General features: G+C 45.7%; 11 protein-coding genes and 1 pseudogene. 1 reads left to right on the top strand and 11 read right to left on the bottom strand.

Annotated elements, in window-relative coordinates; genetic code table 11:
- Window positions 1-369 precede the first annotated feature (369 nt).
- From H524_RS15485 to H524_RS15475, 11 genes and pseudogenes are all read right to left on the bottom strand, one after another.
- Window positions 370-789, bottom strand: a pseudogene (locus H524_RS15485) (flagellin N-terminal helical domain-containing protein); the annotation flags it as partial.
- Window positions 790-1,265: 476 nt separating this feature from the next.
- Window positions 1,266-1,655 carry a phosphoribosyl-AMP cyclohydrolase gene (hisI, locus tag H524_RS15480; protein ID WP_044122095.1) on the bottom strand — a complete coding sequence of 130 codons (390 nt, stop codon included), beginning with the start codon at window positions 1,653-1,655 and terminating at the stop codon, window positions 1,266-1,268.
- A complete protein-coding gene (gene hisF, locus H524_RS0110735; RefSeq protein ID WP_027940220.1) occupies window positions 1,648-2,421 on the bottom strand; it encodes an imidazole glycerol phosphate synthase subunit HisF in 774 nt (257 codons plus the stop codon). The genes hisI and hisF overlap by 8 nt, the downstream gene beginning before the upstream one ends.
- A 380-nt stretch (window positions 2,422-2,801) precedes the next feature.
- Complete coding sequence (gene hisA, locus H524_RS0110725) at window positions 2,802-3,539, bottom strand: 1-(5-phosphoribosyl)-5-[(5-phosphoribosylamino)methylideneamino]imidazole-4-carboxamide isomerase (RefSeq protein ID WP_027940219.1); 738 nt, start codon at window positions 3,537-3,539, stop codon at window positions 2,802-2,804.
- Between the two features lie 478 nt (window positions 3,540-4,017).
- Window positions 4,018-4,752, bottom strand: coding sequence for an imidazole glycerol phosphate synthase subunit HisH (gene hisH, locus H524_RS0110720; protein ID WP_027940218.1), 735 nt, complete (start codon window positions 4,750-4,752; stop codon window positions 4,018-4,020).
- A gap of 9 nt (window positions 4,753-4,761) precedes the next feature.
- Complete coding sequence (gene hisB, locus H524_RS0110715) at window positions 4,762-6,048, bottom strand: bifunctional histidinol-phosphatase/imidazoleglycerol-phosphate dehydratase HisB (protein ID WP_027940217.1); 1,287 nt, start codon at window positions 6,046-6,048, stop codon at window positions 4,762-4,764.
- Between the two features lie 535 nt (window positions 6,049-6,583).
- A complete protein-coding gene (gene hisC, locus H524_RS0110705; RefSeq protein WP_027940216.1) occupies window positions 6,584-7,657 on the bottom strand; it encodes a histidinol-phosphate transaminase in 1,074 nt (357 codons plus the stop codon).
- Between the two features lie 415 nt (window positions 7,658-8,072).
- Entirely contained in the window at window positions 8,073-9,371 is a 1,299-nt protein-coding gene (gene hisD / locus H524_RS0110695) for a histidinol dehydrogenase (protein WP_027940215.1), read from the bottom strand.
- A 248-nt stretch (window positions 9,372-9,619) separates the two neighbouring features.
- The gene (gene hisG / locus H524_RS0110690; RefSeq protein WP_027940214.1) at window positions 9,620-10,534 is read right to left on the bottom strand and encodes an ATP phosphoribosyltransferase; all 915 of its coding nucleotides are present in this window, start codon (window positions 10,532-10,534) and stop codon (window positions 9,620-9,622) included.
- 527 nt (window positions 10,535-11,061) lie between these two features.
- On the bottom strand, window positions 11,062-12,009 hold the full coding sequence (locus tag H524_RS0110680; RefSeq protein ID WP_027940212.1) for a flagellin N-terminal helical domain-containing protein: 948 nt from the start codon (window positions 12,007-12,009) through the stop codon (window positions 11,062-11,064).
- A 17-nt stretch (window positions 12,010-12,026) separates the two neighbouring features.
- Complete coding sequence (locus H524_RS15475) at window positions 12,027-12,842, bottom strand: flagellin (RefSeq protein ID WP_052339061.1); 816 nt, start codon at window positions 12,840-12,842, stop codon at window positions 12,027-12,029.
- Window positions 12,843-12,948: 106 nt separating this feature from the next.
- Between H524_RS15475 and H524_RS15470 the strand changes: the two genes are divergently transcribed.
- Window positions 12,949-13,147, top strand: a 199-nt coding sequence (locus H524_RS15470; protein WP_044121805.1) for a hypothetical protein, incomplete at its 3' end; no start/stop codon positions are given.

Below are 13,147 nucleotides of genomic sequence, written 5' to 3'. Positions count from 1 at the left end.
CTTTGCAGACATGTTTTTTCTCGCAAGTGAAGAATTTAACAAAAGCCTGAAAGACTGCTATACTAACCACAGTGTTTTATTGGTGGTGGCGTTTGCAGTCTTTCGCTGTGAACGCACATCTTAACACACTGATCATAGTATCTTCCGAGATTGGACTCGGTTATCTTGGTAAAAGCAATAAATTTAGTGTAAGAACGAAAAGAATTAGTGGCAAACTAAGTCGCGGGAAAAGACAAGTTTGCGAGATTGCAGCACCAAAAAGTCTTTCAGAGGTGTTTCACTAAATTCAACCTGGAAGAAGTATTCGTACTTGTCTGGTGCGCCGGCAGCGCCAGCAATTTTACGCATTAAATTATTTGGTGCTGTACCACCATCAAGAACTGTAGCTCCAGCAAAGGTGGTCTTCTGGGCGATACGGGTGATCTCGTGAGAAAGAGACTTTACTTCCTCTTGCAGAGCCTGACGATCTTTGGCAGTGTTAGTACCGTTAGCTGCCTGAACAGCGAGGGTACGGATACGCTGCAGCATGTTGGTGGTTTCGTCTAAGGCTCCTTCAATGGTCTGAGCTAAGGCAATACCGTCGTTGGAGTTACGATTTCCCTGATTTAAGCCATTTATCTGGGCTGTTAAGCGATCAGAGATCTGAAGGCCGGCTGCGTCGTCCTTGGAGCTGTTGATACGAAGGCCTGAGGATAAACGCTGATATGAGGTATTAAGAGCTAAGGTTGAGTTAGCAAGCTTACGTTGAGCGTTAATCGAGCTTACGTTGGTATTAACATACAGGGCCATGGCATAATCCTCATATCATCTAAATTGCGATCTCGTCGCTCGCTGCATTACGAAATCGTATTTATACTTTGCACGATTCAGGCCAATGCTTTTATAAATTGATGATCAAAAGATCATGGCCATAAATACTGGATTTTTTGAGGATGTTGAGGCTGTTTAAAGATATGCAGCGTCGCACTAATTGCCGCTTGTGTCTTAAGTGACACTTTGGACTTGCTGACCGTATGGCAAGTGGCAAATGATGTGGCAAGATAGGGGATGCTGTGTTTTTTGCCTGCAGTTTTTGCTTGCAGTTTTGGCTGCAGTTTTACGCAGATGCTGCTAATGCAGCTTAAGCTTTAGCTTGCGTCTCGTGGGTAAGTAAGCTGTATGCCTAGCTGATGGGCGTGATGATTGAGAGGATAGGCTAGTGATGGCGTGAAACGCTGGCAGCAACGGTGGCTGCCAGTCGTGTAAGGCAAAAGGATAGCTTTTGACTAGAAGAGGCCCTTTAAGGCAGCTAAGTACTTAACTGAGGCATCGGACATTGGGGATGCGTCAAAGCAAGACTTAGTGCCATTGTGGCAAGTTGGGCCCTCTGGACGAGCTAAGACGAGCAGAGTGTCCTTGTCGCAGTCAGTAGAGATTGCGCGTAAGTGTAAGTAGTTGCCGCTTTCCTCACCTTTAGTCCACAGCTTTTGACGATCGCGGGAGTAGAAGGTAACTAAGCGGGTATCTAGAGTCTTTTGCAGGGCTTCCTCGTTCATGTAGCCAAGCATTAAAACCTGACCGTCTTGGGCGTTCTGAACAATTGCTGGAATCAGACCGTTGCCCTTGGCAAAATCAAGCTCACTGACCTTTGCAAAACCATGACAAAACTCAACCACGGCAAAGAACTCCTTTATCGTTTAGGTAAGCTTTAAGCTCACCAATGTTAATAATACTCTTATGGAAAACGGATGCAGCTAAAGCACCAGAGACGTCAGCCTCATTAAAGGCATCGTAGAAGTGCTCCATACTACCCGCACCGCCTGATGCAATCAATGGCACGTTACATACCTCTTGTACAGCTTTGAGCTGCTTGAGGTCATAGCCGTTCTTCATGCCATCTTGATTCATCATGTTTAAAACGATCTCACCAGCACCACGCTTTTGTACTTCTTCAACCCAATCTAAGGTCTTCCAAGAGGTAGTAGTGATGGTCTTTTCGTCACCAGTAAACTGTTTTACGAGGTACTCACCAGATTCACTATCGTAATAGCTATCGATACCCACGACAACACATTGTACGCCAAATCTATCGGCAAGACGTGTAATTAAGCTTGGGTCGGACAAGGCAGGTGAGTTAATCGAAATCTTATCGGCACCGTATTCTAATACTTCTTGAGCGGCTTCAACGGTACGAATACCACCGGCTACAGCAAAAGGAATGTTGATTACCTCAGCAATACGAGCCACCCAAGACTTATCTACCTTCTTGCCATGGGCAGAGGCAGTGATGTCATAGAATACGAGCTCATCGGCACCCTCATCAGCATAGCGTTTAGCTAGGTCAATAATAGAGCCAACAACTTCGTGGTTTTTAAACTGAACGCCCTTTACAACTAAGCCGTCACGGACATCCAGACAAGGAATAATTCTTTTCGCTAGCATCTTCGTTTGACTACTTTGCTCATCGCAACCACCATCACAAACTTAGCGCATAAGCTGCAGCATATAGCATGTAGCTTAGAACAGTCTGCAGCACCATCTATAACTATGCCTACATCTCTGCACAGCCTAAGCACTGCATGCAACCTTAGCAACACGATGTAGATAGCGCTCTGTGCGCTACCATCATAGATCCATGATCTCATGGCCTACGATCTTATCTTGTGCCCAGTGGATGTAGGCTAGCCTGCCTTCATGCTTGCTTGCAAGTAAGCTTGTGTGCCTCTCACGCATCTTGTGATGCAAGGCAGCGTAATAAAGCTAAGCGAGCATACGTGCTTGTGTACTTTAGTTAAGTGGTAGTAGTTACGATATGTATGGGTTTAGCCTAGCTCATTCCAAAGCTTGAGAGCTTGTGGGAATGTAAATGCACCTGATAAGAGGGAACGGCCTAAGACCGCGCTCTTAACCTTAAGCTCATGTAGAGCCTTGATATCCTCAAGAGATGAGATACCGCCAGAGGCGATAACATCAAGCTTAGGATAACGCTCTGAGAGGGTAGCGTACAGGCTGTTATTAGCACCTTGCATCATGCCATCTTTAGAGATGTCGGTAACTAAGACATGCTCAAGACCAGAATCTAAGAACTCTTCAATTAAGTCAAAGAGGCTCACATCTGAAGTCTCAAGCCAGCCATGGGTTGCAACCTTTGGAGTACCATCGATAACACGCACGTCTAAGGCAAGGCAGATAGCATCTGATCCAAAGTCCTTTAAGAGCTTATGGCCAAACTCTCTGTCCTTTACTGCAGCAGAGCCTACTACAGCACGCTTAACGCCAGAGTCGAGCAATGATTGCACATCCTCATAGCTTCTAATACCACCACCAGTCTGAATCGGGCAGCTTGAGGCCTGAGTCATCTTGGAGATGAGTTCTAATTGGCGCTTTTTAGGATCCTTAGCTCCATCTAAATCAACTAAGTGAATGAGCTCAGCACCTTCTGCAGCATATTGCTTCACGCGCTCAATTGGATCGAGGTTAAATACGGTCTTCTCATTGAAGTCGCCTTGCTTGAGGCGCACAATCTGACCGTCGATAAGATCAAGTGCAGGGATTAACATATTCTTCTTACTAGTTGATGTTTATAGCCACTAACAAATTCAATCAAGTCTGCCGATAAAAGACACCTAAGTCACCGCTGAGACTTACTAGACAAGCCTCAAACTAGCTGTGTTGCAAAGCTTTAAGGCAGAGCTTAAGGAGGCTCATAAGCTTACTTGTAGCTAAGCAAGAGAGTTATCGATGCATGTCTTTGAATGCCATTGCATGTAAATGCTTTATGGTACAGGCATACGCCTCGGCACGGGCATTAGCCTCAAATTAAGCCTAAGCCTACGCTTGAGCCTGAACCTGAGCTTAAGCCTAAACCTGAGTCTAAGGCTTATCCTTGGTATTAAGGCATTCTGCTAAAGGCTGTCATCTACAAGTACTTGCAGTGCTGTTAGCATTAGTGCTGTTTTAGGCTTGCTGCAGCCTCGATGAGGCGGCTTGGGGCCGTGGGTGTTTGATTGTTTTGTTAGTAGCTAGACAAGTAGATAACTACATGTCGATGAAGTTTTTAAGGAGACGCTCGCCATTAGCACCAGACTTTTCAGGGTGGAACTGCACACCCATGAAATTATCTTTAGCTACTGCAGCACTAAACTCTTGGCCATAGACGGTGCTTGCGATAGTAGCACTGCACTTGTCTAAGCAAAATGAGTGGACAAAGTAGAAGAAAGAGTTATCTTCAATGCCCTTAAACAATGGGTGACCGTTATGATGGACGGTATTCCAGCCCATGTGTGGGAGTGGCAGTGGGCTTAAAGTGGAGCTATTAGCGCCCTCAGAGCAGCAGACAATACCATTACCCTGAGCATTATTCATTTGAGCCTCAACGCTAACATCAAGTGGGTGTACAGTACCTGGCACAATGCCTAAGGTATTGATGTGCTTAACTTCAGAGTTAAGGGGCACCTCACAAGAGCGTTCAGCCTGAACCTGCATGCCTAAGCAGACACCAAGTAAAGGCTTTTTGTAGTTGAGGATAAAGTCGATAAGCTCGCTATGTGGCTGAGCATCATCACCTGCAAGCGGAACTACCTCATCAATGGAGGTGTTAAGGAGTCCTGCCATAACTGCAGATGCTGATCCCACACCAGGCATGATGAGCTTGTCGGCAGAGCTTAAAGTAGCAATATCTGAGGTGATCTCAGCCTTAACGTCGAGGCGTGTTAAAGCCTGCACTAAAGAGTTGAAGTTGGCAGACTTAGTATTGACGATACAAATCTTCACAGCCTTCTCCTATAGAGTGCCCTTTGAGGAAGGTAACTCATTGGTGACAACGGCAATAGCAGGGCGTAGAGCACGTCCAAATGCCTTAAATAAGGCCTCCACCTGATGGTGAGCATTACCCTCAGTAACGGACATATGCAGTGTAATACCCATAGCAAAAGCTAGTGACTCAAAGAAGTGAGGCACCATTTGGGTCTCAAAGTCATGAATCTTGTCTCGGGTAAAGGAGGCATCTAAGCTAAAGTCAGCATGTGGGCGGCCAGAGATGTCTAAAGCTACAGCCACGGTGCCATCTACATCGCTTGTTGACTCTTCTAAGGTAACTGCGCACTGATTGTCTAAGGTAAAGCGAGCACTATCTGGGCAGCCGTAGACCTTAGCTTGCAGCTCATCCATTGGTACGATAAAGCCAAAGCGACCAATACCACGCTTATCGCCTAATGCCTTCTTGAGCGCAGTGCCAAGGGCGATACCAGTATCTTCGGTTGTGTGGTGATCGTCGATGTATAAGTCGCCACGTACCTTAATTTCACAGCTAAAGCCAGCATGCACGGCGATTTGATCGAGCATATGGTCAAAGAAACCAATGCCAGTATCAATCTTACGTGAGCCTGAGTTGTCTAAGTCTACTTTTACGAAAATAGAGGTCTCTTTAGTCTCACGAGTAACTACAGCGACACGACCATCGCAGCAGCCTTGTTTCTTATCTAAAGCAGCTTCACGGCTTGAAATGAACTCAACGATCTCATCCCAAGTACGAGCCTTTACGTTAGCTGGAGTTAAGGTGCCAACATTGCTATTGCCAGTGCAATTGCAAGATGAGTCACATGCGCTGTCAGCTACTTCACTTTCAAGGCCGACACAGATTGGAGTAACACCCATAGCAATACCCATGGTGATGTCGGTATCACGATCACCAATGAAGTAAGAGTGCTCACGGCTCCAAGCATCAGAGCGCAGATAGGCCTGTACCATGCCAAGCTTTGGCTTACGGCATTCACAGTTATCCTCTGGCTTATGAGGGCAGATTAAGACCTGGTCAAAGACAATACCTTGGGACTCTAAGGTGTTGAGGATGAACTCATGGGCAGGGGTGAAGGTATCAAGTGGGAATGAGTCAGTTCCAAGGCCATCTTGGTTAGAGACCATTACAAACTTAAAGCCCATATCCTGCAGTTTTAAGAGAGCAGGTACTACGCGAGGCAGGAACTTAATCTTGTTTAATGCATCAACCTGATAGTCCTCAGGCTCGCATACTAAAGTTCCGTCACGATCGATAAAGAGATACTTTTGCATGGGTAAATCATAGTTATCCTAAAGACCAATATCCAACACTATGCTAGAGCAAGACGCACGCTCCGCCATCGCAAATACTAGCCAAAGCAAAAGTAGCTAAGGCAGATGCTCGGTAGAGGCCAAGCACATGCAGGCACAGCCAGCACATGTAAGCACAGCCAGCAGATGCACGAAATGCCAGCAAGGCTACGCAAAGCTAAGGCAGCAAAGTCATGGCTTAACAATACCTCAGCAAATGCTAGGCAACAAAGCAATGCCTAGGCGATGCAGTATGACTAAGCTCTTTTGCTTTAGACCAAAATGAAAGACATAGACAAAAAGTAATTTTGGTCTGACCTAGCTTGATAGCACTATGTAAAGGGCCAGAAATAGGCTAAGTGTTATGCTGCGTCTTATAGGCGCATACTGTTAGTATCTTCGTGGAAAATGGCTTTAGGTTAAATTCTAAAAAACAGCCCCTTAGAGGCAAAGTGCTTAAGGGGCCTGAAATATAAGGTTTGCCTAAATCTTAGGCGTTAAAGGGTTGCTATTGGTATTACTGACCAGTAAGAGCAGTTAACACACGCATCACCTCATCAAGCTCCTCAGGAGTACCTACGGTGATACGAATGGTGTTCTTAAGGCCTGGCTTAGTCTCAAAGGAGCGCAGGATGATGCCCTTTTGCAGCATGTGCTCAAAGACCTTTGGACCATCCTCAAACTCAACTAAGAGGAAGTTTGCATGAGACTCAAAGACCTTCTTAACGCAACTGAGCTTTAAGAGATTTTCCTTTAAGGAGTTACGTAACTCTAGGCACTTAGTAACACGCTCACGCATCAGGTCGATACCGCCATGAGCTAATGCCTGACGAGCGATCTGAGCTACTGGATCTGGAATTGGGTATGGGTCGATTACCTTGGCCATCATCGCGATAACATCAGCATGAGCTAAGGTAAAGCCGCAACGGATACCAGCAAGACCAAAGGCCTTAGATAAGGTGCGTAATACTACGAGATTTGAAAAGTCCTTCATTAAAGGCACAGTAGTGGCACTTGGATCGTACTCAATATAGGCCTCATCTAAAACGAAGAGAACGTTCTCAAACTCTTTGAGCAGAGTCTTTAACTCTTCGTGGCAGAACATATTGCCAAGTGGGTTAGCTGGGCTGTCGATAAAGACGAGCTTAACGGTGAAAGGAGCTTCCTTAATGGCCTTAGCAATGGCAGCAGCCTTTAAGCTAAAGTCGTCCTCACGCTTGGCATAAGCAACCTGTGCACGGTTGGTGTTGGCTGCAATTTCGTACATGCCATAAGTTGGAGGAGCGATAACGATGCCCTCACCGTTTTCACAGAAGGTTCTAATTAAGAGGGAAATGGCCTCATCAGAACCACGGGAGGCTAAGACCTGATCACGTGCTAAACCAGTGTAATCAGCCATGCCTTGAGTAACCTCAAAAGGCTGGGTATCTGGGTAACGATTGAGAGTAGTAGAGTTGAAAATATAGAACTCTGACTTTGGAGACTCATTGGCGTTTAAGAAAGTATGGCCATGACCACCAATACGACGTGCACTCATATAAGGTTCAAGCTTTTGTACATGCTCACATGCAAGCTTTGTCAGATCAACCATAATTTCTCCGATTGTTTTTCAAAACGGCTGCCACAACGTGCAACCAAAATAAACTGATTTTAACCAAGCCCAAACAGGCCTCACCGCTAGAGACAAGCACTCACTGCTAGAGACAAGCACTCACGGCACCACATGCAAAAAAGACGCATGCTCTAATGCGGCATATCAACCCAAGTGCCACGTAAAGCGCAGCAAATAGTATCCCGCAGTTTGCTTAGCAAATTGCCTTTTCACTAGCAAGAAAGCATCTTAACACGACGCGGCAATGCGATCTGCGATGAAGCTGGCATCTTAGATAGTTGCTTGATGATACTGTAGCCATCAAAGTTGATAAAACAGCATAAGCGAGGCAAGGAGTCTTAAAAAAGATCAAAACTTAATGAGCCTATGCTGTATACATCATATGGGCAGGCTACTAGTCCTGATTGCGACCAATCTTTTGCAGACGTAAGGTAACGGCATTACCGTGGGCTTGTAAGCCCTCAGCCTGTGCCAGTAACTCTACGGTCTTGCCAATGTTTCTTAAGCCTTCCTTGCTTGCACAAGAGATGGTGTAGCGACGTCTAAAGTCATCAGTGCCTAAGGCTGAGGCTGACTTTGCATAGCCATAAGTAGGCAAGGTGTGATTAGTACCTGAGGCGTAATCACCCATAGACTCACAAGTGTAAGCACCAAGGAAGATAGAGCCGGCATTTAACAGACGTGAGACGATGCTTTCAGGATCGTCAATCTGTACGATCAGGTGCTCTGGAGCATAGGCATTTGAAATCGCAATACACTCATCAAGGTTTGGAGCCAAGATGAAGCGACTATGTGACATAGCTACACGGGCAATTTCAGCACGAGGTAGCTGTGCAAGTTGGATTTCTAATCTTTCGTTAGTCTCTTGTAATAACTCACGGCTATCAGAAACTAATACTACTTGAGAGTCAGGGCCATGCTCAGCTTGAGACAGTAAGTCTGCTGCTACAAAGTCCGGATCAGCATTCTTATCGGCAATGACCAGTACCTCAGATGGGCCTGCAGCCATGTCGATAGCAGCGCCTAAAGCATCCTCACTCACCAAGCGCTTTGCCATAGTTACGTACTGATTGCCTGGTCCAAAAATCTTGTTAACCTTTGGTACAGACTCAGTGCCATAGGCCATAGCAGCGATAGCGTGGGCACCACCTAACTTAAAGATGCGTTTGATACCGCACTTGGAGGCAGCATAGATAATGGCATCAGAAAGAGGGTATGGGGAGGTTAAAATAACCTCAGGACACTGAGCAATCTCAGCAGGAACGCCAAGCATCAGTGCAGTAGAAACTAATGGAGCAGAGCCGCCTGGCACATACAGGCCGACTTTCTCGATAGGGTGGGTAGCAGTTTTACAAACGATACCAGGTACAGTCTCAACTGTAGCATGGCAAGGCTGTTGAGCCTCATGGAATTTGCGGATGTTTACGTAGGCTTTATCAATAGCTTCCTTAAGCTCAGGATCGATATTTGAACAAGCCTTAGCAATCTCATCTGCAGTAAGCTCAAGCTTTTCATCAGGGCAGCGATCTAAGGTACGAGAGTACTCTTTAAGCGCCTCATCACCACGCTCACGAATGTTCTTAATGATATCGCTGACGATCTCTGATACTTTGCCCTCAGACGCTTGAGCAGGTCGCAGCAAAGTAGCCTTACGCTGGCCCTCATCAAGTGCCTTCCACTCAATAATATCCATTTAACCTCATCCTTCTTGCATCCAAACAAACACTACATGCAGCCGAACAAACACCACTGCAGCCGAACAAACACTACATGCAGCCGCGCTGAATTAAGGCACGGCGTAGAAAGGTTTAGTGCCTATTATTTTGCAAGATGAAAGATGCAGCCATATGACAAAAGCCACGCTGCATCTCAATTAAATCGTTGAACAAATCCTAACAGCTGCCAAAGCATAAGATCGCAGCTGAATCAGTGAAGGTGTAATTAGTCGAGCATCTTCTCGATTGGGACAACCAGAATGGAGGATGCGCCTAACTCTTTGAGGCTTTCCATAGTTTCCCAGAAGAGCTTTTCACGTGATACTACGTGCAGTGCTACACGCTCTTTATCACCTTCAAGTTCAATAATGGATGGGTTTTCAGCACCAGGGAGTAAAGCTGTGATCTCTTTGAGCTTGTCACGTGGTGCATTCATCATGATGTACTTGGACTCTTTTGCAGTCATGACACCCTTAAGACGGGTTAAGATCTTGTCTGCAATAGCCTTTTTCTCAGGGAAGAGTTCTTGGTCACGGCAGATGATAACTGCCTTTGACTCGAAAATAGTCTCAACTTCCTTAAGACCGTTAGCCTGTAAAGTAGCACCAGTGCATACGAGATCGCAGATAGCATCAGCAAGACCTGCACGTGGAGCAACTTCAACAGAACCAGTCAACAGTACGATCTTAAAGTCTACGCCCTTTGCAGATAAAGCACGGCGCAGTAAGAATGGATAGGTAGTGGCAATCTTCTTACCCTGCAGGCACTCAACGCCAGTCCACTCTTCTTCTTGTGGGGTGGCAATGGCCAGACGGCAATCACCATAATTGAGCTCGGTTACTACCTTGTAGCCAGTTGCAAGACCATCAACCTTGCGCTGCATGGAGGTCTCTTCAAGAACATTCTGACCAACAATACCCCAGTCAACTACATGATCCATGACTAAACCAGGGATGTCATCATCGCGGACACGCAGGATATCAATCGGCATGTTCTCAGCATGAGCGAGTAGATGATCGCGGTTTTCGTTAATCTTGATGCCACAGCTCTTAAATAAGCGTTCAGTTTCATCAGTTAAGCGACCTGACTTCTGCATAGCAATACGAAGTCGCTTCTTGCTTTGATCATTTACGTTGCTCATGAAAATCTCCAAAATCCATTCCTCAAGGCCGATTAGGGTAGCTGCAAGAAAACCAAAACAAAAACGTAAGTATCCTGCATTTAACAACGCCCAACTTGAGTTATGGCTCTGTGTCGGTAAAGTAAACTAAAAAAGTGAATCCAAGGCCACGAACCAGCCACCAGCATTTACAAAGTCATAATGAGTAAATGCTTTCAACAAAAACTAGCTGCAGGCTAATAAGGCTAATAACAATTAGCCGTCCATTAACGGACAAATAAGCCTTTCGTGACAATCCTAAGCATTATAGCCTGATTTGGAGCAAGGCTACCCTTAAGCGCACTAAAACTAGGCAAAAACTCATAATAACGCACTTTTTGCCCGAATATAAGGCATTCTAGCCAATACTGTGCATTAACAATAAAAGCATAATCACAACAGCCTAGAAGGTAAAAGCGTCCCAAAAGACTTGTGTATGCCATAGACACAAAAAAGGCAGCCATAAGGCTGCCTTTAAAAAAACTAAAGTAATAAGAGGTGTTTTAGTTTTAGCCTAAGAGGCTTAAGCCAAGCTGAGGACGGGTGTTAGCCTGCATCAGCATGGAGGCGGCTGCCTGCTGAATGATGGACTGCTGGGATAGATTTGCAGATTCTTCAGCAAAATCTGCATCACGAATACGTGAGCGTGCATCAGCTTCATTAGCAGCAACATTAGACTGGTTGCGGATAGATGACTCTAAACGGTTCTGGATCGCGCCAAGATCAGCACGCTGGCCATCAACTACAGCAATCATCTTATCCATATGCTCAATGATCTTTTGAGCGTTGTCTGCAGTGGAGAATGATACCTTCATTTCACCATTAACTAGACCAAAATGCTTGTCACCAGTAGGAGCAGCAGCTGCAATATTATCTTTTAAGCCTGCAGCAGATGCGATCATTGAGAACTGGAAGTTTCTGATATCAAATGAGATGGTATCGCCTTTATTTGAGCCAACCTGCAGAGTTAGTCGACCAGTGGAACCGTTAGCTGCACCTTGCTTAGTGCCTTCGTAAATACCATCAGTTTTTTGATAGCCCTTTAAGATCTTCTTGCCACCGAAAGTAGTTTGATCTGCAATACGGCCAATTTCAGTTGCTAATGCAGTAGCTTCTTTAGCTAAAGCATCGCGATCTTCTTTGGTATTAGTACCGTTTGCTGCCTGCACAGCGAGAGTACGGATTTTCTGAAGCATGCCTGCCATCTCATCCATACCAGCTTCGATGGTCTGAGCTAAAGCAATACCATCTGCCGCGTTACGGTTACCCTGGTTGAGACCGTTGATTTGGGAGGTCAGTCGATCGGCGATCTGGAGGCCTGCTGCATCATCTTTAGCGCTATTAATACGCATACCGCTTGATAAGCGCTGGTATGTGGTAGTGAGCTGGTTCTGGACGTTACCTAAATAGCGCTGGCCCTGAAGAGCTGAATAATTGGTATTTACATATACTGCCATAGTAGTGACTCCTCAGATTAACCTAAAAGGCTCAGACCTAGCTGTGGACGGGTGTTAGCCTGCATCAGCATGGAGGCGGCTGCCTGCTGAATGATGGACTGCTGGGATAGATTTGCAGATTCTTCAGCAAAGTCAGCATCGCGAATACGGCTACGAGCATCAGCTTCATTAGCTGCAACATTAGACTGGTTGCGGATAGATGACTCTAAACGGTTCTGGATCGCGCCCAAATCGGCTCGCATGCCATCAATCTTTGCAATGGCAGTATCCATAAGCGCAATAACGGAGCCAATACCATTTGCAGCTGTTTGATTAGCAAAGTCTGCTTTTGTGAAAGTGACGGTGACTTGGCCGGTTGCGTCGTTAGTGCCAAATACCTTATCTGCACCTGCAGCAATAAGATCACCCACGGCGCCAGTGAGCTTTGAAAACATTGCTGACTGAGCAGTAAACGAAATAGTGTCGCCCTTGTTGGAGCCGACCTGCAGAGTCATGGTGCCATCATCGCCTGCCTTACCAGCAGTACCTTGATTACCTTGACCGCCACCATTACCGTAAATTGAGGTTGCACCAATACCGTTAAGTACATGTTTACCAGCGAAAGTAGTTTGGGTAGCAATACGGTTGATTTCAGTGGCTAAAGCGGAAGCCTCTTTAGACAGTGCTTTACGATCTTCAGCTGTGTTAGTGCCATTAGCTGCTTGTACAGTCAGAGTACGGATCTTCTGGAGCATTCCTGAGATCTCGTCCATGCCGGCTTCTACAGTTTGAGCTAAAGCAATACCGTCAGCAGCGTTACGGTTACCCTGGTTTGATACTGTTAGTTTTATCATAAACGAAATTAAAAAGCATTATACAAAGATGTATATTGCAGCTAAACCATCACTAGGTTGACTCGTATTTTAGTTTCATGATATGCAATACGCAGGAGAACAAACTATGCCTGCAAAAGCTATAACCCCAGAACAAAGAGCAAATGTAATTGACGCTGTGCCAAGACTTATTGAGTTAAGAGAACACAGAGACAAGATTTTAAAAGAGTCAGAAGAAGCTCGTATTGCCAGAAGAAAGTCACGCGTAGAAGGTCAAAAGTTCGCTAGTGGCGAAGTAAAAGAAATTGCGGAAAGAATTGGTGTAA

It is taken from the genome of Anaerobiospirillum succiniciproducens DSM 6400 (assembly GCF_000482845.1).
GTDB lineage: Bacteria > Pseudomonadota > Gammaproteobacteria > Enterobacterales > Succinivibrionaceae > Anaerobiospirillum > Anaerobiospirillum succiniciproducens.
Note: the sequence above shows the minus strand (reverse complement) of the source record. Positions and strands in the feature narration are given on the sequence as shown.

What these genes read in the sequence shown, in the direction of transcription:
- hisB (WP_027940217.1), bottom strand. Translation starts at nt 6,048, where the DNA reads ATGCAAAAGTATCTCTTTATCGATCGTGACGGAACTTTAGTATGCGAG.
- hisF (WP_027940220.1), bottom strand. Translation starts at nt 2,421, where the DNA reads ATGCTAGCGAAAAGAATTATTCCTTGTCTGGATGTCCGTGACGGCTTA.
- H524_RS15475 (WP_052339061.1), bottom strand. Translation starts at nt 12,842, where the DNA reads ATGATAAAACTAACAGTATCAAACCAGGGTAACCGTAACGCTGCTGAC.
- hisG (WP_027940214.1), bottom strand. Translation starts at nt 10,534, where the DNA reads ATGAGCAACGTAAATGATCAAAGCAAGAAGCGACTTCGTATTGCTATG.
- H524_RS0110680 (WP_027940212.1), bottom strand. Translation starts at nt 12,009, where the DNA reads ATGGCAGTATATGTAAATACCAATTATTCAGCTCTTCAGGGCCAGCGC.
- hisC (WP_027940216.1), bottom strand. Translation starts at nt 7,657, where the DNA reads ATGGTTGATCTGACAAAGCTTGCATGTGAGCATGTACAAAAGCTTGAA.
- hisD (WP_027940215.1), bottom strand. Translation starts at nt 9,371, where the DNA reads ATGGATATTATTGAGTGGAAGGCACTTGATGAGGGCCAGCGTAAGGCT.
- hisA (WP_027940219.1), bottom strand. Translation starts at nt 3,539, where the DNA reads ATGTTAATCCCTGCACTTGATCTTATCGACGGTCAGATTGTGCGCCTC.